Source organism: Mycolicibacterium aurum, assembly GCF_900637195.1.
Classification (GTDB): domain Bacteria; phylum Actinomycetota; class Actinomycetes; order Mycobacteriales; family Mycobacteriaceae; genus Mycobacterium; species Mycobacterium aurum.
The window spans coordinates 1,569,520-1,591,929 of record NZ_LR134356.1 but is presented as its reverse complement, the minus strand read 5'-3'; the positions used below and the strand labels follow the sequence as shown (position 1 = coordinate 1,591,929).

12 protein-coding genes, 1 tRNA gene and 4 pseudogenes are annotated in these 22,410 nt (G+C 64.5%); 11 read left to right on the top strand and 6 right to left on the bottom strand.

Annotated features, from left to right (window positions below; translation table 11 throughout):
• Positions 1 to 67: 67 nt before the first annotated feature.
• The 6 genes and pseudogenes from EL337_RS07630 to EL337_RS07600 all read left to right on the top strand — a co-directional run bounded on the left by EL337_RS07630 (position 68) and on the right by EL337_RS07600 (position 4,947).
• Positions 68 to 1,507 carry an MCE family protein gene (locus tag EL337_RS07630; protein ID WP_048630401.1) on the top strand — a complete coding sequence of 480 codons (1,440 nt, stop codon included), beginning with the start codon at positions 68 to 70 and terminating at the stop codon, positions 1,505 to 1,507.
• On the top strand, positions 1,504 to 2,259 hold the full coding sequence (locus tag EL337_RS07625; RefSeq protein ID WP_053086804.1) for an Rv1363c family protein: 756 nt from the start codon (positions 1,504 to 1,506) through the stop codon (positions 2,257 to 2,259). The genes EL337_RS07630 and EL337_RS07625 overlap by 4 nt, the downstream gene beginning before the upstream one ends.
• On the top strand, positions 2,256 to 2,912 hold the full coding sequence (locus tag EL337_RS07620; RefSeq protein WP_053086803.1) for an Rv1363c family protein: 657 nt from the start codon (positions 2,256 to 2,258) through the stop codon (positions 2,910 to 2,912). The genes EL337_RS07625 and EL337_RS07620 overlap by 4 nt, the downstream gene beginning before the upstream one ends.
• A gap of 65 nt (positions 2,913 to 2,977) precedes the next feature.
• The gene (locus tag EL337_RS07615) at positions 2,978 to 3,373 is read left to right on the top strand and encodes a DUF732 domain-containing protein (RefSeq protein WP_083442926.1); all 396 of its coding nucleotides are present in this window, start codon (positions 2,978 to 2,980) and stop codon (positions 3,371 to 3,373) included.
• Positions 3,374 to 3,384: 11 nt separating this feature from the next.
• Positions 3,385 to 4,027: pseudogene (locus EL337_RS07610) on the top strand (CAP domain-containing protein).
• Between the two features lie 73 nt (positions 4,028 to 4,100).
• Positions 4,101 to 4,947 (top strand): annotated as a pseudogene (locus EL337_RS07600) (alpha/beta hydrolase-fold protein).
• A gap of 421 nt (positions 4,948 to 5,368) precedes the next feature.
• Here EL337_RS07600 and EL337_RS07595 read toward each other — a convergent pair.
• Complete coding sequence (locus EL337_RS07595) at positions 5,369 to 6,283, bottom strand: LysR family transcriptional regulator (RefSeq protein WP_170216911.1); 915 nt, start codon at positions 6,281 to 6,283, stop codon at positions 5,369 to 5,371.
• Between the two features lie 101 nt (positions 6,284 to 6,384).
• On the opposite strand from EL337_RS07595, the gene EL337_RS07590 reads away from it, so the two are divergent.
• Both EL337_RS07590 and EL337_RS07585 read left to right on the top strand, forming a co-directional pair.
• A complete protein-coding gene (locus EL337_RS07590; protein WP_048630399.1) occupies positions 6,385 to 7,887 on the top strand; it encodes an aldehyde dehydrogenase family protein in 1,503 nt (500 codons plus the stop codon).
• Positions 7,888 to 7,960: 73 nt separating this feature from the next.
• Entirely contained in the window at positions 7,961 to 8,566 is a 606-nt protein-coding gene (locus tag EL337_RS07585; protein WP_048630398.1) for a nuclear transport factor 2 family protein, read from the top strand.
• Positions 8,567 to 8,667: 101 nt separating this feature from the next.
• On the opposite strand, the gene EL337_RS07580 is transcribed toward EL337_RS07585, so the two are convergent.
• Positions 8,668 to 9,894: an RsbRD N-terminal domain-containing protein gene (locus EL337_RS07580; protein ID WP_126316519.1), complete on the bottom strand. Its 1,227-nt coding sequence runs from the start codon at positions 9,892 to 9,894 to the stop codon at positions 8,668 to 8,670.
• Positions 9,895 to 10,000: 106 nt separating this feature from the next.
• Between EL337_RS07580 and EL337_RS07575 the strand changes: the two genes are divergently transcribed.
• The 3 genes and pseudogenes from EL337_RS07575 to EL337_RS29275 all read left to right on the top strand — a co-directional run.
• Positions 10,001 to 13,501: an indolepyruvate ferredoxin oxidoreductase family protein gene (locus EL337_RS07575; RefSeq protein ID WP_048630396.1), complete on the top strand. Its 3,501-nt coding sequence runs from the start codon at positions 10,001 to 10,003 to the stop codon at positions 13,499 to 13,501.
• 132 nt (positions 13,502 to 13,633) lie between these two features.
• Positions 13,634 to 14,833 carry an acetyl-CoA C-acetyltransferase gene (locus EL337_RS07570; protein ID WP_048630395.1) on the top strand — a complete coding sequence of 400 codons (1,200 nt, stop codon included), beginning with the start codon at positions 13,634 to 13,636 and terminating at the stop codon, positions 14,831 to 14,833.
• A 1,162-nt stretch (positions 14,834 to 15,995) separates the two neighbouring features.
• Positions 15,996 to 16,468: pseudogene (locus tag EL337_RS29275) on the top strand (hypothetical protein); the annotation flags it as partial.
• Positions 16,469 to 16,756: 288 nt separating this feature from the next.
• On the opposite strand, the pseudogene EL337_RS29270 reads toward EL337_RS29275, so the two are convergent.
• The 4 genes and pseudogenes from EL337_RS29270 to EL337_RS07545 all read right to left on the bottom strand — a co-directional run.
• Positions 16,757 to 17,821, bottom strand: a pseudogene (locus EL337_RS29270) (AAA family ATPase); the annotation flags it as partial.
• 953 nt (positions 17,822 to 18,774) lie between these two features.
• Positions 18,775 to 18,848 (bottom strand) — tRNA-Met (locus EL337_RS07555).
• Positions 18,849 to 18,981: 133 nt separating this feature from the next.
• Positions 18,982 to 20,937: a molecular chaperone HtpG gene (gene htpG, locus EL337_RS07550; RefSeq protein WP_048630393.1), complete on the bottom strand. Its 1,956-nt coding sequence runs from the start codon at positions 20,935 to 20,937 to the stop codon at positions 18,982 to 18,984.
• A gap of 83 nt (positions 20,938 to 21,020) precedes the next feature.
• A complete protein-coding gene (locus tag EL337_RS07545) occupies positions 21,021 to 22,409 on the bottom strand; it encodes an FAD-binding oxidoreductase (RefSeq protein WP_048630392.1) in 1,389 nt (462 codons plus the stop codon).
• Position 22,410 lies beyond the last annotated feature (1 nt).

The following is a 22,410-nucleotide window of genomic DNA, read 5'->3' as shown; positions in this document are numbered from 1 at the left end:
GAGGTACGCCGCTGATGCCACAGAGAAGCCGACACGGCAGCCGGGGTCCGTACCGGACGGCGATGCGATGAACTTGTCCAGACGAGTGCGAGTGCAGCTCGCGTTCTTCGTGACGATGTCGGTCATCGCCGCCAGCGCACTGGGGTTCGGCTTCCTCGATGTGCCAGGAACGTACTTCGGCGTCGGGCAGTACCGCGTTCTCATCGACCTGCCGCGCGCGGCGGGCCTGTACCCGAATGCCAACGTCACCTATCGAGGCACCGAAGTCGGTCGCGTCCAGGACATTTCGCTCACCGACGACGGGGTACGGGCAGTGCTGTCACTTCGCTCCGACGTCGCCGTCCCCGCTGACCTGCAGGCCCAGGTGCACAGCCAAACCGCCGTCGGCGAGCAGTTTGTCGAACTGGTTCCACGCACCGACAGCGGACCCCATCTCAGTGACGGCACCGTCATCGCCCGCGACCGCGTCCAAGTCCCCCCCGATGTCAACGCGCTACTGACAGCCACCAACGAAGGGCTGCAGGCCATCCCGCACGACAACCTCAAGACCGCTATCGACGAGGGCTTCACAGCGGTCGGCGGGCTGGGTCCCGAGCTGTCGCGGATCGTCAAAGGATCGACCACCCTGGCCATCGACGCACGCGCCAATCTCGACGCGCTGACCACGCTCATCGAGCAGACAAAACCGGTCCTGGACACCCAGACCGACACCTCCGACGCCATCCAGAACTGGGCAGCCAACATCGACGCGATCACATCCTCACTGCGCCAGCACGATCCCGCGCTGCAACGCGTGCTTCAGGACGGCCCACCCCTGTTCGATGAGCTGCATCAACTCAACGACCGGCTCCGCCCGACACTGCCGATCCTGCTGAGCAACCTGGTCAACCTCGCCGACGTCGGCATCGTCTACCAGCCCAATATTGAACAACTGCTCGTGCTGCTCCCCGAAGCCGTCGCCACTATCCAGGGCGCCACACTGGCCAACCGCGACACCAAACAGGACTACAAGGGTGTGTACCTGTCGTTCGCGCTCAACCTCAACGTGCCCCCGCCCTGTAACACCGGATACCTTCCCCCCCAACAACTACGACCTCCGAGCGAAGTCGATTTCCCGGACCGCCCCGCCGGCGACATGTACTGCCGGGTCCCGCAAGACTCGATGCTCAACGTCCGCGGGGCCCGCAACCTGCCCTGTGCAACCCGTCCCGGTAAACGCGCGCCCACCGTCGCGATGTGCGAGAGCGACGAGCAGTACGTGCCACTCAACGACGGCTACAACTGGAAGGGCGATGCGAACGCAACCACCACCGGCCAATCGGTTCCCCAACCGCGGGTCCAAGCCGCCGCGCCGTCTCCGGTCGCTGTCGCCCCATACAATCCCGCCACCGGCAGCTACCTCGGCCCTGACGGCCAGCGATACACCCAGACCAACATGGCAGACGGCCACACCGATCCGCCGAGCCTGCGCGACCTAATGGTGCCTCCAGGAGGACCGCAACCATGACCACCCACACCACCAATCGGTCTGCGCCGACACGCCACGGCGCGCAACGGGCGACCGACACAACGGAACCGCCCGCCGACATAACCGACAGTGAGGATGGCGCCACCACCAACAACGCCCCTGCTGACTGCGGCGATCATGTCCTCGACCCGGCCGTGGCGACCGCTGACCCACCGGAAGCGGCGACACCGCGCGGCGACGCCGAAACCACTGCTGAGGCCCACGATGTTGACACCACCGCGCGCGGCCGGCTACGGCTGCGATGGTCGATGCCACCGCACCGAGTCGCACTGCTCTTCGGCCTGGTCGCGCTAGCAGTTGTCGCCGCAGTGGGTGGATGGTTGACCAACGCCTATCACCATCAGCACGTCGCTGATCAGCAGTACGCCACTTACCTTCAAACCGCACGCCAGGGTGCGCTGAACCTGACCACCATCGACTGGCAGCACGCCGACACCGACATCGCGCGCATCCTCGACTCGTCCACCGGTCAGTTCCGCGACGACTTCTCCGCCCGCGCAGAAGACTTCACTACAGTGGTCAAACAAACCCAGTCCCGCACCGAAGGCACGATTGTCGATGCCGGCATCGAATCCGAAATGCCGTCCGGTGCAAAGGTTCTCGTCGCAGTCAACGTCAAGAGCACCCAAGGCAATCAGCCAGAACAGCGCAGCCGAGGATGGCGCATGCGGATCCTCGTCGAACGCGACGGTGACAGCGCCAAGGTCGCCAACGTGGAGTTCGTTCCATGAGCAACCCAGCCAGTGACGCGCCCGCACAGACCGCCGCCCTGGCCGACCCGCCCCCTCCCATCGAGACGGCGGTCGCCGAACAAAACTCGAGCGCTTCTGAGGACGCACCCGTAGACGAGCACTGCGCGAGCGCTGGCGACACGGACTCCACCGACAGCCATCCCGGCCCGGGCCGGATAACCCGCGTGGCAGTCTTTCTGGTGCTGCCGCTGCTCGTGTTCGCAGTAACCGGCGCCGCCGGCTGGATGAAGTACCTACAGCTGCGCGATCACGCGCTCGCCGCTGCCCGCACCGAATCGGTCAATGCCGCCAAAGACACCACGGTAGCCATGCTGTCCTACAACTCCGCCAGCGCCGCAGACACCCTCAACGCCGCCCGTGATCGACTCACCGGCGCGCTACGCGACTCCTACACCTCGCTGATCAATGATGTCGTCATCCCCGGGGCGCAACAGAAGCACATCTCGGCAGCCGCGAACGTCGCGGCCGCCGCCTCGGTCGACGCCTCCCCGCAACACGCCGTGGTACTGGTCTTCGTCAACCAGTCGATCACCCAGGGCCAAGACGCACCGAGCGGCACCGCCTCCGCTGTGCGAGTCACCCTTGACAAGGTCGGAACCCAGTGGCTCGTCAGCGGTTTCGACCCCATCTGATGCCACATGGGTCATCAGATCATCGCCGATACCCGTCCCGCGGCACAGGAGGACAAACCCCCACGATGACAGTACGACCCGCCCGAGCCGACACGGACCCGCGCTGCAGCCGACGCTGGCGAATCGCCCCCCTTGCCTGCTTAGCCATCACCGCGCTACCGGTCAGCGCCGTTGCCGCGGGCACCGCGCAGGCTGATGCGGTCGCCTACCTCGTCAACGTCACCGTGCGCCCGGGCTACCACTTCGCCAACGCCGACGCCGCGCTGGCCTACGGGCACAGTCTGTGCGACGCGATGGCCGACGGCGCTGGCTACCCGCAGCTGGTCTCCACCATCGAGCGTGACTTCGCCACCACCGACGAGTACCAGGCAACCTACCTGCTCGGTCAAGCCGCCAACGAACTGTGCCCCGGCCAGATCTGGCAGCTACGCCGATCCGCAGCCGACAGCCACATCTCATGACCGGAGCATCGATGGCCGCCCTGCGTCGCGCCGCCCGGATCCTCATTATATGTTGCATCGCAATACTGTTGGCGCCACCGGCAGCGCATGCGGACAACAGGCGGCTCAACGACAGCGTAGTGGCCAACGTCTACACCATCCAGCAACAGGCCGGCTGTTCCAATGACGTGCACATCAACCCGCAACTGCGGCTGGCCGCCCAATGGCACACCCACGACGTGCTCACCAACCGGGCTCTAGACGCTGATACCGGATCAGATGGCTCCACGGTGCAGGACCGCGCCAACGCCGCGGGGTTCCACGGTGTGGCCGCTGAAACCGTAGCCATCAATCCCGCGTTGGCCATCAACGGCATCGAAATACTCAACCAGTGGTACTACCGCCCCGACTACCTGCCCATCATGGCCGACTGCGCCAACTCTCAGATCGGCGTGTGGTCGGAGAACAGCCTCGACCGCAGCGTCGTCGTCGCCGTATATGGTCGCCCCGCCTAACCGACCCAGCCACGATCACCGTGCCACTTCGACACCAAGGGAGACATCGATGGACCCCAACCCCGATTACGACGTCAGCGATGAACTCGAATACGGCATGAACTGGTTCGCCTGGATCCTGCGCGGCGTCTACCCGCCTCCGGCCTACCCACCCGTGTAATTTACCCGGATCAACACGCTGCGACAGGGCAGCGCCCGGCGCGAGACCACCCGCGCAGATAGCCTCCGCCACAATGAAACTCAGCATCACCGTCCTGCGGGCCGCGCTGGCGGCAGTAGCCGTAGTGAGCTTATGGACTGCATCTCAGGGAAGGCTGATCCCGTCGAATATCTGCTCGTGCCCTCGGCGGCCATGGGCCGCGACATCGCCGTCGCCTTCCAAGGCGGCGGCCCGCACGCCGTTGTTCTGGTCGACGCGTTCAACGCCGCACCAGAGGTGAGCAACTGGGTCACTGCGGGCGACGCCATGGCAACCCTGGCCGGTCGCGGAATCTCGGTCATCGCCCCCGCCGGCGGCGCGTGGAGCCTTTACACCGACTGGGAACAAGACGGCAGCCGCCAATGGGAGACCTTCCTGTCCACTGAACTTCCCGATTGATTGGCCGTAAACAAGGGATTGGCGGCCACCGGACATGCCGTCGTTGGCGCGGCCCAAGGCGGCACCGCCGCGGTCACCCTCGCCGCCTTCCACCCCGACCGGTACCGGTGCGCCGGTTCCCTGTCAGGATCCTCCAACACCACCATCAACGGTGCGATCACCGCCGGGCTCAGTCGCTACAGCGGGGTTGACACCCGCAACATGTGGGCCTGCCCCAACTGGGTCGGTGGAAACGGCACGACCCCGACGTACACGTACAACTGCTCAGCGACAACAACACTCGGCTGTGGATCTACAGCCCCGCTGCCGTGACGTACTGCGACCAAATATAGGGCAGCAACCGCGCCTTCTACGCCGACTACCGGCGGGTCGGCGGCCACAACGCCCACGTCGACATTCCGATCAGCGGCCAACACGACTGGTCAAGCTGGAGAAAACAACTCGCCGCGATGGCCCCCGACATCGCCACGACCATTGCCTAAGGGAAATGTCCGAGAAGGGCGGCTCTTGGGTCCGAGATCCTGAGCCTGCGCCATCGACCCGATGACAGCCTCATGACCAAAGGCGCCAGCACTGCGATCGTCGCGGGTCAGGCACCAGCCCGGCCGCACCGGCGCTGCCGTCGACGGGACTCGTTTCGGCCCACCGACATCAGTCGCACTGCGGTTTGGACCAGCAATTGTCTGCGGCAGAGTCGGCTACGGGAACGTACCGCTCTATTGAGTTGAGTCCTCCGGCTTCCGCACCAGCTCGTCGCCGCTTCTTCAGGAGCACTGCCCCGCGACCCATTCGCGGATGCGCGCCGGCCTGCAGGAGCGACCAGCTTGGGGCGAGACTGCTCGGGGGTGAGGCCTCGGCACGGACGCGCTCCGTCGAGTGATGTCGTGACCATGCGGCGAGCTTTCACCCTCGTTCTGCACCCGGTAACGGACTAGGCGAAACTGACCGAAGCAGGGTCCGCAACCATCGATGCGCAGGGTCATTGGTCAACCGCGGATGCCACAACATGGCGTAGTCCAGCGAGGCGAATACTTCTGGGGGGCGGGCTATTCGGAGGTTCCCGGTGAGGTGTCTTAGGGCGTATCGCCGCGGTATCACCGCGATCAGCGTGGTGGACATCAATGCCGTGATAAGAGTGGAGAAGTAGGGCACTGTCACGGCGTGGCGGGGATGGACACCGAGCTCAGCCAACGTGGTGTCCACTAGCATCTGCTGGCCATGCAGCATCGCTACGCGTGCGTGCGGATACGCCCGTAGATGCTCCACTGTGAGCGCGTCGTCGGTGACAGGATGCCCGTCAGACATCAGACAGACGAGTTCGTCGGCGAACAGTGTCTCAGCGATCATCGGTTCCGGTGGAGCCAGAGGGCCCAGAACCAGATCGACGCGCCCTCGCTGCATGTCTTCGTAAGTCGACGGAACGACCTGGTCGATGGTCAACGACATGTTTGGCGCTTGTCGGAAGAACTCGCGGAACAGCCCGTCGGCGAGCACGTCGGTGGCGTAATCGCTTGCAGCCAAAAACATTGTGTTGCTGGCCAGTGCCGGGTTGAATGTGTCGGCGTCGATCAGCGCCCGCAGCTGCGGCATCACCTCGGCCATCTCGTTGCGCAGGATTCGGGCTCGGGGGGTCAGCTGGTAACCGGCCGGGGTTTGGACCAACAGTTCGTCGTCGAAGGTTCTGCGCAGACGGGCCAGCACGCGGCTCATCGCCGACTGACTCAAATTGCGTCGTTGCGCCGCGCGCGACACCTGCCGTTCTTCCAACAGAGCCTCCAAGGGGGGAAGCAGGTTCAGGTCCACGTTATCGAACTGCATGACATGCATACTACTGCTGATGAACATGCATTTGACGCATTGCCGTCGTCGTCGAAGGATCGGAATTGCACCTCATCCATCCGAACCTAGGAAGGCCTCTGATGACCAGTAGCGCCGCAGTTCTCGATTCCACGACCGACGAGTCGACACCCCCCACCTATCGCTGGTACGCCGCCGGACAATGGCGAGACGCTGCAGCCGGAACCTTCGAAGACCACAACCCCTACACCGGGGAAGTCCACGCCTACGTCGCCCGCTGCGGACGTGCTGAGGCCGCCGACGCGGTCGCCGCGGCCGAGCGCGCCTTCGGTGAGTGGTCCCAGATGTCACCCGGAGCCAAAGCGGAACTCTTCCGCCGAGCGGCCGCAGTCGTGCATCGACGCCGCGACGAACTGGTTGCCCAACTGGCCCGCGAAACCGGTGCGGCGGCCTTCAACGCGGGGTTTCAGGTCGATCTGCTCGGAACCCTTATGGAACAGGTCGCCAGCTGGGGGTACAACCCGACCGGCGAGAGTCTCCCGTCGGACCTGCCGGGCGCCCGGCACTACGTCGAGCGGCGCCCACTCGGCGTCGTGGTCAACTTCGTGCCGTGGAACGGCGCATCCTTGCTGAGCTGGCGTTCTGCGTTGGCCCCGTTGGTGTTCGGCAACACCGTCGTGATCAAACCGTCCGAATTGGCTCCATTGTCGGCAGGGCTTCTCATCGCCGAGGTGGCCCACGAAGCCGGCTTCCCACCCGGTGTGATCAATGTCGTGACCCATGCCCCTGGAGAGGCCGGACCAGTGGCCGACGAGTTCTTCGACAACCCCGCCGTGCGGTGCCTCAATTTCATCGGCAGCGTCGCCACCGGCCGCTACCTCGCCGAACGGGCCGGCAAAACCCTCAAACGCACGGTCATGGAGCTCGGCGGCTACAACCCCCTGCTCGTGATGGACGATGTCGACCTCGACTACGCCGTGCGAGTTGCCACGTTCAGCGCATTCTGGCATCAGGGCCAGGTGTGCATGAACGCCCGGAAGATCCTCGTCCACGAACGGATCTACGAGGAGTTCACCCAGCGACTGGTGACCGCGGCACAGAAGCTGCCGACCGGAGATCCCAGTGACCCAACGACGTTCATCGGACCACTGATCACCCCGGTCGCCGTGGAACAGGTCGACCGCCGCGTCCGCGAAGCGACGGCCCTCGGTGCACGGGCGCTCTGCGGGGCCACCTACGACGGGCAGATCTACTCCCCAACCGTACTTGTCGATGTTCCGGATTCCGCAACGATCAATCACGAGGAGACATTCGGTCCGGTGGTCGTCGTGCAACCAGTCCGCGACGAGGACGAAGCCATCGACATCGCCAACCGCCCGATGTACGGCCTGTGCGCCGGGGTGCTCTCCGACGATGAGTCGCGTGCGGTGAAGATCGCCGCACGCCTGCAGGCCGGAGCGATCCGCGTCAACATGGTCACCATCAGCGATGAGATCCACCTTCCGTTGGGCGGCGTCCGTGACAGCGGCTGGGGCCGCAGCGGCCCGACGGGCTATCGCGATGATTTCACCGACGTCATCGCCATCACCATTCAGTCCGGCCAGCAACAGCTTCCGATCAATTGACCCCTGCGCAGCACCTTCCATCCTCCGGGGTGGAAGGTGCTGCCAACCGCCGACCACACAGGAGTTTCGCCCCATGCTTACTCACGAGCAGCTCTCAGCACTCGATATCGTCACGATCAATCAGGTCCTGGTGCGGGAACGACAGGCGCGCGATCGGGGCTGGTGGTCGCAGATGCTGACCTTCTTTCACGACGACTCGCGCGTCACCATCAGCTGGTTCGATGGCAGCGGCGCCGATTTCGTCGCCCGTTCACGAGCACTGGCTGAACAAGGCGCTGTCGGATGCCACCGGCTGGGACCGCCATCGATTTACGTCCACCAGGATCGCGCCGTAGCGGTGATGCCTGCAGTGGTCGAGACCTACCCCACCATCGATGGCGTCGACTCGGTGCTGATCGGCTATGCGCGTCTGGTCTCCAAGCTGGAACGACGCTCCGGAACGTGGGGAATCGTTCGGATGCAAGCCATTTACGAGCGCGATGAACTGCATTCCGGTCCCACCGCCAAGACACCGGTGGTGCCGGCCGACGAGCTCAAAGCGTTCCGCCCAAGCTATGCCTTGCTGGCGTGGAGCCTGAACCGCCTCGGCGTGCAGGTCCCCTCCGATCTACCCGGCGACGACATGCCGCATCTGGCAGAAGCGGTGTACGACAACGCCTTCGCGTGGATGACCGAGTGACGACCACATCAGCTCAGGTGCTGCCAGCAGTGACCTTACCCCTGGGAGTCCAATCGACTTCCTGACGCCGCTCGCAAGGGAGTTCGGTTGGTCCACGATTCTCAATCGCGGCCGTCGTTGTCGACCTCCCGCTGCGCGCTGTGCGTCGGCCGGGGATGACCGCCGGCCAGGCGACAGGCAATGACGGACTGTGAGAGCCCAACGAACGAACGCGCCTCCAGCCCGGTGAGCCGTGACCAGCGCTCGAGTCGGTAGGTGACACTGTTGGCGTGCACGTGGACCGCCTGCGCCGCCGCCGCGATGGACATGTCAGCCGCCGCGAACGCCAGCACCGTCTCGGCCAGGTGGGGGTTGGCGTGAGCCACCTCGACCATGGGGGCCAACAGCACCTCGACTCGTGCCCGTTCAGCCAGCACCACGGCCTCGTGCCAGTCGCGTTCGAAAGTACGCACCGGATGGTCGATGGAGGTGCAGTTGAAGGCCAGGCGTGCGTCGCCGAGACTCTCGCGTGCGCCGGCCAATCCCGACCGCGCCAAGCCGATTCCCCAACGCCCCGCCAGCGATCCCTCGGCCAGGCCATGGGTCACGACCTCCGGCAATCGCGCGGCCTGAGTGATCATTTCCAGCTGACCGCCGGCCACTGCGCGACTGACCACATCGGTGGCCAGGTGCGGTGGCAACGTCGACACGGTCTGATGCGCCGAAAACTCCGTGACGCCCGGGGCGGGCAGCCAGACCAGTCCCACGAACTCCCCTCGCGGATCGAGCCGCAGCCGCGCGGCGATGACCGCGGCGGCCGACTGTTGCTCGGGGTCCTGCAGGCATTCCAAGAACTGGTGGGCCAGAGTGATCCTGTCCCCGTCGATCGCTCGAGCGACACTGCTGTGCGCTCCCGCCATCACGGTGGTGGTCTCGCGGATCGCCTCGAACATCAGGGTGCCGACGCGGGGTAGGAGATCAGTCATCGCGGGAGTCGACCGCTCGACCAGGATGCGCCAGATCTCGGCATCGGCTACCTGGTAGGCCGCGATCAACGCATCGATGGGAACCCCTCCAGCGGCGCGCTCGGCGGCCAGATCAGTGGCGGCGGTGAGTTCGGATGCGCTCAGACCGCGGTGCTCCGAGAGCGCGTGGAGTCGATTAAGCACCTGCAACGTGACGGCGGCACGGTGTTCGGGCTCCGGGATGACAGCGTAGACGGGTTGGGCGCTGCGGATGGACTTGGTGACGGTCTCACCGATGGCAGACACCTCGTCGACCATGCCGCTGAAGGTGCGCTGCACCGCCAGCCACCCTTCCACCTCTGATTCATGATTTTCACCAATCACTGCGGCTCCTCGACGCCAAAAACCGGGATATACCCGTAGATTCACATGCCCTCAATCACACATAGTAGGGATAAGCCCAATAACAGCCCTGCAAGGACCTCTTTTCATGACGACTTACGCCACCGCGGCCGATCGCCCTGTCACCGGCAGCAACCCCCTCGACGATCGCTACGATCTGCTCGACGGGGAAGTGCACCTGTCCGGGATCCAAGCTCTCGTTCGACTCCCCCTCGATCAGCGACGCCTGGATCAGCGCCACGGCCTCGACGTCGCGGTGTTCATCTCCGGATACGAAGGCTCGCCCCTGGGCGGGCTTGACCTTCAACTGTCGCGGCAGAAGAAGCGCCTTGTCGAGCACCGCGTGGTCTTTCAACCCGGCGTCAACGAGGAATTAGCAGCCAACGCGGTCCAAGGGACACAGATCGCCTGCTCATCGCCGGATCGCATCGGCGACGGGGTGGTCGGCATCTGGTACGGCAAGGCTCCCGGCCTCGATCGCGCCACCGACGCCATCCGGCACAGCAACCTGGGCGGAACGCATCGCCGCGGCGGCGTTCTCGCCCTGGTAGGCGACGACTCGATAGCGAAGTCCTCTACGGTGCCGAGCAGCTCAGAATCTGCCATCGCCGAACTCGGAATGCCGTGTGTGTCCCCTGCCGACCCACAGGACATCCTGGATCTCGGTTTGCACGGGATCGCCATGTCGAGGGCATCGGGACTGTGGGTGGCGATGAAGCTGGCGACCAACGTCGTCGACGGTTCCGGCACGGTCCGTCTCGACCCAGCCCGCGTCGCACCCGTCCTGCCTGACACCTCGTTCGACGGCAAGCAATTCGTGCACGAGCCGACCGGAAAGCTGCTGCAGCCCACCCTCAGCGCGCTGGAGGCGACTCAGGTTCGCCAACGGCTGGAACTCGCACGCCGCTACGCCGCTGCCAACAACCTCAACCACATCACCGGCGATACAGAAGCAACGCTGGGCATCGTCTGCGCCGGAGCCACCTATCTCGACGTCCGGCAGGCACTTTCCGACATCGGCATCACCGACGCCGACCTCACCGACAGCGGCGTGAAGGTTCTGAAGCTGGGAATGATCCATCCCCTCGAACCAGGCATCATCGACACGTTCAGCGCCGGACTGCGCGAGATCGTGGTGGTCGAGGAGAAGAAGGCGTTCATCGAGCTGGCCCTCAAAGACCTGCTCTACGGTCGGGCAGCGGCGCCACGCGTCGTGGGCAAGCGAGACGAGCAGGGCCGCGAACTCTTCCGAGCCGACGGCGATCTGCCCGCCGATTACATCGCGACGCGATTGGCTCCACGCATCCGCGACCACGGTGGACCCGAGTCGGTGACGAAATGGCTTGAGCAACAATCGTCGTCGCGGCGGATACCCACGCTGCTGCCGATCCTGCCGCGGCGCCCCGCCTTCTGTTCCGGCTGCCCGCACAACAGCTCGACCAAGGTGCCCGATGGCTCGCTCGTGGGTGCGGGCATCGGTTGCCACGCCCTGGTCGCCTTCATGCCCGACGAGCGGATAGGCGAGTCGATCGGGCACAGTCAGATGGGCGGCGAAGGCGCCACGTGGATCGGCATGGCTCCGTTCGTCACGCGGGATCACTTGTTCCAAAACCTCGGCGACGGCACTTACCACCACTCAGGCTCGCTGGCCATCCGCGCCGCCGTCGCCAGCGGAGCGCACATCACCTACAAGCTCCTCTACAACGACGCCGTCGCCATGACCGGCGGCCAGCAGGCGATCGGCAAGATGACCGTCCCCCAGATCGTCTCCGAACTGCTCGCCGAGGGTGTCGCTCGAATCGTGATCACCAGTGACCAACCCAAGCAGAGCCGTCGCGCGTTCGGGCGCCGCATGCCTGCACGAGTGTCGATCCGCCACCGGGACGACATGATCACGGTGCAGGAAGAACTGGCTCACACAGACGGTGTGACCGTACTGATCCACCAGCAGGAGTGCGCCACCGAGCTGCGCCGCAAGCGCAAGCGGGGGCTGGTGGAAACACCGAACCGTCGGATCTTCATCAACGAACGGGTCTGCGAGGGCTGCGGTGACTGCGGCGACAAGTCGGGATGTCTGTCGGTGCGCCCGACGGAGACCGAGTTCGGGCGCAAAACCGAAATCCACCAGGCGTCCTGCAATTTGGATTTCTCCTGCCTCAAGGGCGACTGTCCGTCGTTCGTCGAGGTCATTCCTCGTAAAACATCTAAGCGCCGCACCCAACCGCAGCCATCCACTGTGGTGACGCCTCGACCGAAGTCCTCGACGACGGAGCTGCCCGCCCCGAAACCGCTGGTGACCGCCGAGGACTTCTCGATGCGCATCACCGGTGTCGGCGGCACCGGCGTGGTGACCGTGGCGCAGGTCATTGCGGCCGCGGCATCTCATGCAGGTTTGCAGGTCAAGGGGCTCGACCAACTCGGTCTCGCCCAGAAGGGTGGGGCGGTCGTGTCCGATGTCCGCCTGTCCACGTCAAAGATTCACGGGACCAACAAGATTGGGCCCGGAGGATGCGATCTCTATCTTGGCTGCGACATCCTGGTCGCCGCGACCGAGACGAACCTGGGGGTGATGGCTCCTCAGCGCACCTACACCGTGGTCTCGACCTCCGTCACCCCGACCAGCCAGATGGTCACCGATACGACGACACACTTTCCGGAAATCAACGATCTGGTCGCTCGAATCGAGTGGTCCGGCGCGCGGCCCGAGAATGTCTTCGTCGACGCCCACGCTCTGACCGGGGCGGCGGCTCTGGAGGAAGACCAATTCGACAATATCTTCCTGCTGGGCGTCGCCGTGCAGTCAGGAGTCATCCCGCTCTCCCCCGAGAGCGTGGAATGGGCACTGGATCTCAACGGCGTCCAAGTCGAGCGAAACCTCGCCGCCTTCCAGCTCGGTCGTCAGCACGCCGTCGACAGCAGCTCCGCAGCCGACTCCTCCCCTGCCGGAACAACTCTGGATGCGCTCATTGAGCGCAGAGTCGATGAGCTGACGGCTTATCAGGACGACAAATGGGCCGCACGGTACTTACAGCAGGTAGAAGACATCCGCAGGTCGGAGGCAACAGCGATCGGCGAAAGCACAGCGATTACACAAGCTTTCGCACGTCATCTGTTCAAAGTCATGGCCTACAAAGACGAATACGAGGTGGCTCGACTCCACATCGACCCGGACCTCGAAAGTCAGATCCGCGACGAGTTCGGTGACGGCGCGCGCTACTCGATCCTGCTTCATCCGCCGCTCCTTCGCGCCATGGGATTGAAGAGGAAGATCCGCCTACAAGCCTGGTGGGCAAAGCCGATACTGCGGGTCCTGTACCGGTTACGCACGCTGCGCGGTACCCGCCTTGATCTCTTCGGATACGACAACGTCAGGCGCGAGGAGCGTCGACTTATCGAGGACTACATCGCGTCGATGGCCACCGCGATGACAGCGCTCTCGCCCGCGACGCAGGACGCCGTTCTCGAGCTGGCTAGCCTGCCCGATCTCGTCCGAGGCTACGAGAACATCAAACTGGCCTCGCTCGAGAAGTACCGGTCGCGTCGCACAGAGATTTTGCAGCAGTTGACCAATCAGCCTGTTCACACCTAGGGCGATCCACTTGAACCAAGTCGACTGCGCTGTGGCGGCGAGCCAACCACCGTGCCTCGGGACTAAACGATTTGGCTCTCAACACTAAGAGCGGCCACGGCTTCCACCAACACCCAACGACGAAGGACCCCCATGAGCAGACCCCCGGTCATTGCCTCCGGAGCGCGCACCCCCGTCGGCAAGCTGCAGGGCTCGCTGAAATCTCTCAGCGGAGCAGATCTCGGTGCCGTCGCCATCGCCGGTTCCCTGACAAAAGCAGGAATCACACCCGAACTCGTTGATTACGTCATCATGGGTCAGGTTCTCACCGCCGGCGCCGGACAGATCCCCGCCCGCCAAGCCGCAATCAAGGCAGGCATCCCGGCCACGGTGCCGGCCCTCACTGTCAACAAGGTCTGCCTGTCAGGTATCGACGCCATCGCGCTCGCCGGCCAGCTCATCCGGGCAGGAGAAGCCGACATCATCGTCGCCGGCGGACAAGAATCAATGTCGCAAGCCCCCCACCTCCTCCCGCGCAGTCGTGACGGCTTCAAGTACGGCGACGTGACCCTGCTCGACCACCTCGCTTACGACGGCCTCCACGACACCCTCACCGACCAACCCATGGGCAGACTCACCGACCATCAGAACGTCGACGAGTCCTGGCCAGTCACGCGGGCCGAACAAGACATTTTCGCAGCGGCTTCCCACCACCGCGCAGCCGCCGCGTGGAAGAACGGCCTGTTCGCCGACGAAGTGGTCAGCGTCACCGTCCCGCAGCGCCACGGCGACCCGCTGACCGTCGACGTCGACGAAGGGATCCGCGCCGACACCACTGCCGACTCGCTCGGCCGACTCAAACCCGCCTTCACCCGGACCGGAACCATCACTGCAGGAAACGCCTCACAAATTTCTGACGGCGCAGCCGCGGTCCTGGTAATGAGCGCCGACAAGGCCGACCAACTTGGAATCGACTCCTTGGCCCAGATCGGCGCCTTCGCCTCCGTCGCCGGCCCGGACTCAACCTTGCAGCACCAGCCCGCCCGAGCAATCGCCAAAGCCTGTGCACGCGAAGACATCAGCCCCCGCACCCTAGAGCTGGTCGAGATCAACGAAGCGTTCGCCGCCGTCGGCATCACCTCCGCCCGCGAAATCGGCATCGACGACTCCCAGGTCAACGTCAACGGCGGCGCCATCGCTATCGGCCACCCCCTCGGAATGTCCGGTGCACGACTGGCCCTGCACCTCGCCCATGAACTACGGCGCCGCGGCGGCGGTACTGGCGCAGCAGCACTCTGCGGCGGCGGCGGTCAAGGAAGCGCTCTCCTACTGCACGTTCCTGGCAAACGTTGACACCGCCACCACTCGTAAAAGCTGAAACGACCATCAACACATCAAAACCACCGCTCTCTAAGGCCACACCTAGACTGCCCAGCGTGGGGCTCCGCCACCGGTCCGATCGGCCGCTGAAAACGTCGTGTCGTTGCGGAAGTACCGGCACGCGGGACTGATTGAGGCAATGCTGCCGGCTGGTCGATACCGGAGGTAATAACCTGGCACTGGGAACTGGACCAGGGCCCTCAGTCCTGCACTGCCACTGCGTAACTCAGCAACAATAAGCCTGGGCGCTTCACTGAGAACACCTGCGCAGAAAGGTGCGGATCGGTCGCCGGCGGCGAGTTACGGTCGCCGACGGGGCGAAGTCCTCGATAGTGGCCTGCAACTGCTCGAAGGTCAGTGCCTGGCGAAGCGCCAGACGTACGTAATTGAGCCGAATCCCGTGTTCCATCAAGAGTTTTGCAACCTTGGCACGCCATAGCCCGACCTCATCGTAGACTTTGGCTTCGGCGCTGTACTGGACGCTTGCTGCAATTGTTGAAGCCCGCGGTATCAGCGCCGAGACGAGCGGCCTCGCCAGCCCAGATCGGTGGCCACCTGGTGCTCACTGAGCAGCTCCCCAGCACTAGTCGATGCCATGGCATCGACGGTAAACGTATGCAGCCCGGCGGTCCACCACCAGCGCCAAGTTGGGGCCTCACCGCCATCGCCGCCGCGAGGGCGAAACCTGTTGTCCGAGAGCGCCGAGCCGGGCCCCCGGGCGGAGACTTCGGGGTCACGGCGTGGTAGGCTCTCGCCAACGTCCCGTGGCGCGGTGCGGGCCGCCACGGCGAAGTCCGAGACCGCGCCTTGCGACGCGCCGCCTGTAACGCGGCCTGGCGCTTGCGCTGCAACTCAAGATCACGGACGCGCTGCCCATCCCCGACCCTAACCGCGAGACTGCAACTCCGAGTCAACCGAGAGCGAGGGCGTGCTACGCCCGCACCTCCTCGCTCTCGCAATCACAGAGCACCTGCGCCGAACGGCGGGCGCGACGGCCGTGCGCATTGCGCGCCTTTGACATTAACCTCACCCGTCCTGCAGGGGCACCGCCGTCGCCGTCGCCGCGGCACTGAACGCCGACGTCTGCGAGATCTACACCGATGTCCTGAACCACATGCTCCTGGAGACGGAGATGATCCGTCGGCACGCCCCCGCGATCGTGCGCGACGCCCGCAACGACCCGCCACGCAACATCCCGTGTGCGACAGTGCCGGGCAAGCGTGCCCCGACGGCCGCGATGTGCGAAAGCGGAGAAACCTACGTCTCCCGCTCAACGACGGATTCAACTGGAAGGGCGATCCGAACGCGACGACGTCGGGTCAGCCGGTCCCGCAACTGCCACCGGTGGCCACTGCCGAATACGATCCGGCCACCGGGACGTATGTCAGTCCCGACGGGCGTACGTACACACAGTCGGATCTGGTCGCGGGTGCGGCCCCCAGCCGGACGTGGCAGGGGATGCTGATGCCGCCGGGCAGCTGCGGCCATCCGAGTACACAGTTCGTGTCCTTGCGTACAGAGAAGTTCGACTGCCCACGAGCCTACCTTGGTCCCCATTGGGACAATGCTGAGCGCATCGACAAAAGCTCGCTTGTCGAAATCAGTTGATGCCCACACCCACCCGAACTCCCGTACTACTGCGGCATCCGTGACTCCTTCTACAAGAACTAGAGTTTCGGCGAACAACGCCGAGGATCGGCTCGCGTCGAGATGCAGGCGCGCCTTGCGAATGACACTGTCTCGGTTAGCTAAAGGAATGTGGGCGACGGCCGAAGCTCGGCGTTCTCCATCTGCAAGCTGGCGTAGGACGACAATCTCATCAGGATCGCATGAGGTTATTACATCTGTAGCGTGACTAGACAAGATCACTTGCAGCTCGGGTCGGGTGGCCACCGTACGTTTGAGGTGCCGAACGAGGGAATGCTGCAGCTGCGGATGTAGATGTGCCTCGGGCTCCTCGATCACGACGGTGGTGTGGAACGGCCCTGAGCCGAAGAAAGAGTCTTCGAGCGATTCGGCTTCCTCTTGGGCTTGGATTAATGCCTGTCGTGCTGCCTCAACATCGTTAGATCCTTCGCCGTTGTCTTCGCCACTCGGCGGCTCTGCTCCGTCAGCCGCGACTGCGTTTTCGCTCTCGGGAGGATTCGTGTCCGGAATGGCTGCAAGCGTGACCGCGATGTGCAGCAAGTTCACGTATCCAAGAGCCGAGACGTCAAGGGGCCGCGCGAAGTCACGCCCCTCAAGCACCGCAAGCATTAACTCAAGAACGCGGGCCAAATAAGCGTCATCAACCACCTGCCCTCGGACGTAGGGCCACTGGCGGCGAACGCCGGCAGTCAAGTTTGTTAGCGACTCGTGCATACGGGCCTCGACTGCGCTTATAAGACCATCGTTGGTGAGCGCCTCAAGAAAACCCCAAGCACGCTGGCGGAGTCCCATGAGGCTGCGAGATCCCGAAACGCGTTGCTGCTGGGCGCGAAGCAACTCGACCAGCACCCTGACTTCCCGGCGTGCTAGCTCTTCGGTCGGGTTTCGCCAGGCTGACAGGTAGACCAAGCTGACAGCATCACTGAGTTCCGTCTCACCCGTCCCAGCGTTCTGCGCACGCACGACGCCCAAGCTGCGAGATAGTTGGCGCTCCCAGCCCAAAGCCGGAGCATCTGCAACGCTGACACCAGCCTGAGCTTGCATCATTTGGCCAAGCGGTCCCTCTGTCTTGGACTCCTTCTCATACCAATACTCGACGTCGATGGACCGGTCGCCGGAACCGAGGGATGCTGAATTGATGGGTGGCACCCTTGGAAAGGTCTGTCGGTGACCCAGGTAAAGAGCTTCGGCTATGGTCGTCTTACCTGCGCCATTGCCGCCAATGAGGACGCTGAACCGTCCTGGGAATTGAACTTGGATCTCGCCTGCGCCACTTGCGCGAAATCCCTTAACTGTCAGCGTATGTAAGTACACGATCCCCCTCGCGCTTGCCGACGCGCCCCGCCATCCAGCCCTCTGCCGCAATACGTCTACGTCGGTAGCTGGTTGTCTCAGCCGCTTGCACCTTACGGTGACGTCGAGGCAGTAGTAGGCAGCCACTCCGCAACACCGCAAGTCCGTCCGATCCCTGCTCGCCGAGAAGGCCGGTTAAAGCTCGGAGAACCGCAGGTGTTACGTCATCGTGCATGACACCAGCAAGATGTCGGCGGAACGACGGATGCGTTGCGACACATATCAACTAGGAGATCAGATGCCACAGAATCCAGATTCCGTCCAGCGCAAACTTGTGGACTGGTTGTGGCTCTACCACAGCGGCGTATACCAAGGCGCCGGAGAGGCACCGGCCCGAGCTTTCCGAACTAGGACTCGAACAAGTTCGACTAATCTGTGGTCGGATGTAGGTATATAGTCGAGCAGATTCTGATCCGGATTCAGCCGAACGTGCGAGCAGCCAGTGGCGTGAGACCTGCGCACTTGGTGGAGCATCGGTGAAACCCTGATGTTGAGCGCTGCAACCTACCTCGAATGCATCTCGCATAGCAACGCCATAGTTGCCGGGACCGAATCGGCCGGCATGGCCATCGCCCAACGGTATCTCGCCGATGCCGCGGTGGAGGCCTCTATCGGCATCGGACGTCGACTCATCAACTTTGTGGCCAGGGTTGCCCGCGTGATTTGGCGTTCACCAACACTCGGGACCAGGCAAGGACCTCTATGACTACAAAGAAAACACACCGGGGTGGCGTTTAGCGCGCGGTCGCGCCCCCACACTGCGGGTGCGGGTCTAACGGAGCTCATTGCATGACAGGAAGCTCCGGCTGGCTGATCCGCGAAGTCACACACTGAATCGTTGGACGTTCACATATCCGTTCACAAACGCAATGAAAACGGCCCCCGGAGTAGTCTCCGAGGGCCGTTTTACCTAGTAGCGGGGACAGGATTCGAACCTGCGACCTCTGGGTTATGAGCCCAGCGAGCTACCGAGCTGCTCCACCCCGCGACGGGTGAACGTTAGGTTACCGGGGCGGCGGCACAGCCTCCAAATCGCCTGCTCAGATGGCACAACAGCAGGTCGGAGCCCACGGCTGCCTACTACCGATCACCTCTGTGAGGCACGTCACCCAGCGGTCCGTCTACGTCGCCTCCCCCACCGTCCGCGTCAGCCGGTCGGCGAGCAGACCGGCGAACTTGGCCGGATCCTCCAGCGCCCCGCCCTCGGCAAGAAGCGCGGTGCCGTAGAGCAGTTCGGCGGTGCCGGCCAGTTCGGCATCGGCACCGCGACTCCGATGCGCTTCCCGCAGACCCGTGATCAGGGGGTGGTCGGGATTGAGCTCCAGAATCCGCTTCTCGACCGGAACCGGTTGTCCGGACGCCCGGTACATGCGTGCCAGCGCTGGGGTGATGCCGAAGGTGTCGGTGATCAGGCACGCCGGCGAATCAGTCAGTCGGGTGGACAGTCGCACTTCCTTGACGTGATCACCCAGCGTGTCCTTCAGCCAGGCGATCAGGTCGGCGAATTCCTGCTCGCGCTCCTGGCGCTCGGCTTCCTGCTCGGCCTTGTCGGCCTCGGAGTCAAGGTCGACCTCCCCCTTGGCCACCGACTGCAGCGGCTTTCCGTCGAATTCGTGGATCGACTCCACCCACACTTCGTCCACGGGGTCGGTGAGCAACAGCACCTCGTACCCCTTGGCCTTGAACGCTTCCAGGTGTGGCGAGTTCAGCAGCTGTTGCCGCGATTCACCTGCGGCGTAGAAGATCTGGCTCTGCTCCTCCGGCATGCGCTCGACGTACTCGGCCAGCGTGGTCGGCTCGTCCTCGCTGCGCGTCGAGGCGAACGAGCAGACGCGCAGCAGCGTCTCCTGGTTGTCGGTATCGGTCAGCAGTCCCTCTTTGAGGACTCTGCCGAACTGGGTCCAGAGCGTGCGGTACTTCTCCGGCCGCTCGGTCTGCATCTCCGTGATGGTCGAGAGCACCTTCTTGGTGAGCCTGCGCCGGATCGCCCGGATCTGGCGGTCCTGCTGAAGAATCTCGCGGGACACGTTGAGCGACATGTCCTGTGCATCGACGACGCCCTTGATGAAACGCAGATACGGCGGCATCAGCTGGTCGCAGTCGCCCATGATGAAGACCCGCTTGACGTAGAGCTGCACCCCCACCGCGGCGTTCTGGTTGAACAGGTCGAACGGCGCATGTGACGGGATGAACAGCAGCGCCTGGTATTCGAACGTGCCTTCGGCTTTCATCGCGATGATGTCCAGCGGCTCGTCCCACGCGTGAGCGATGTGCTTGTAGAACTCGGTGTACTCCTCGTCGGAGACCTCGTCGCGGGGCCTCGCCCACAGGGCCTTCATCGAGTTCAGGGTCTGGGTCTCGACGGTGACCGACTCCTCGCCGCCGTCCTCCGACGCCGGCGTGCGGCGTTCGATGTCCATCCGGACGGGCCAGGCGATGAAGTCGGAGTACTGCTTGACGAGCTCCCGGATCTTCCACTCCGCGGTGTAGTCGTGTAGCTCGTCTTCGCGGTCCTCGGGTTTGAGGTGCAGCGTCACCGAAGTGCCCTGCGGCACTTCGGTGCCGGCCTGCTCGACTGTCTCGATGGTGTAGCTGCCCTCGCCGGTGGACTCCCACCGGGTCGCCTCGCTCTCGCCGGCCTTGCGGGTGAGAAGCTCGACGCGGTCGGCCACCATGAAGCTCGCGTAGAACCCGATGCCGAACTGGCCGATCAGCTCCTCGGAGTTGTCCTTGTCCTTGGCGTCGCGCAGCTGCTGGCGCAGCTCGGCCGTCCCCGACTTGGCGAGCGTCCCGATCAGGCGCACCACCTCGTCCCGCGACATGCCGATGCCGTTGTCGCGCACGGTCAGCGTGCGCGCCTGCTTGTCGACGTCGATCTCGATGTGCAGATCCGAGGTGTCGACCTTGAGCTCCTTGTTCCGGAACGCTTCGAGCCGCAGCTTGTCCAGCGCATCGGATGCGTTCGAGATGAGCTCGCGCAGGAACGAGTCCTTGTTGCTGTAGACGGAGTGGATCATCAGATCCAGCAGTTGACGTGCTTCCGCCTGGAACTCGAGCTGCTCGACGTGCGGTGCCATGTCCTCTCCCCTTCGACAAAGACGATCTCGGATGTCGGGAGAAAAATAGTAGCGAGCCTGATCGGGGCGCTGTACCGCGGCGGCTACACCACCGTCCTGATCACCTGGCCGGTCGCCAGCACCCGCGCCGGGTCGTACCGATCGGCGAGAGCGGCCAGCCAATGCAGCGTGTCGTCGGTGTAGACCCGCGACGGGCGGGCCGGGTCGTACGACGGGGCGAAGTTCGCCATCTGGCCGCCGGTGGCCCACGGCGCCACGGCCTGCGTCACCGCAGCGGCGTGCTGGATGACCCCGTCCGCGATCTCGGGCACCAGCACGCCGATGACCGCCAGCGAGAAAGCCGCGTCGCGCTGGCAGAACGCGCTGCGGTGCCTCGGCTGACGCGCCAGCGCTCCCCCGAGCAGGCGCAGCTCGACGATCACCTGCGGCGACCCCGCGTCCGGACCGGCGACGGCCAGCAGCGCATCGACGGCCTCGGCCGGGAGTTCCGACAGCAGCGCATGATCTTCGTTGACCGGCATCGGATCCACCGGATCGGCGTGCACCATCCCGATGGCGGCGTACGGCAGCACCCCGACCGTGTCCAGTACCGGCGTCGCGACGGCCCGCATGGGTGCCAGCAGCTGCTCAGCTGCCGCGAAATCGCCGACGGCCGTGTAGCGCACCGCCACGGTCATCCGGCCGGCCAGCGGCTCCGGCACGCCGGGCATCGGCGGCAACTGCTGGATCGCGATCGACGTATTCACCGTCTCCGGCAGACCCGCGCTCCAGCTCCGCCACGCGTGCAGCACTGCGGCGGCCTCGCTGCCATCGAAATACACTGCACCACCGTAGAATTCGGGGTACTCCAGCAGATCGATCTCCACGGCGGTGACGATGCCGAGCGTGGCCTTACCGCCGCGCAGACCCCAGAACAGATCGGCGTTCTCCTCGGGCGTCGCACGCACCAGCACACCCTCGCCGGTCACCACGTCGAACGCACGCACGTGATCGGCCGACACCCCGACGGTACGCACCAGCGGACCGATCCCGCCGCCGGTGAGATACCCCACGACGCCGACCCCCGGCGCCGAACCGCACAGCGGCGCAAGGCCGTGCGGGCAGGCCGCATCCAGCACGTCCTGCCACCGCGCGCCGGCCCCGACCCGGGCGGTGCGGCCCACGGGATCCACCTCGACATGCTTCATCGCCGCGGTCTGCACCAGGATCGTGCCGGCACCGATTCCGACAGCACCGTGGCCGGTGGCCTGGACGGTGACCGTCAAGCCATGGGCTGCAGCAAACCTCACCGTGCCCGCCACGTCCTCGGGCGACGTCGCCAACACCACCGCGGCAGGGGTGACAGTCGCCGCCACGTTCCACGGCACACTGCGTTCGTAACCGGGCTCACCCGGCAGCGCCACATGGGTGGCGACATGGTCGCGCAGGGTGCGCAGCGCCTCGTCGCGCGTCAGGTCGGTCGACATTGTCATG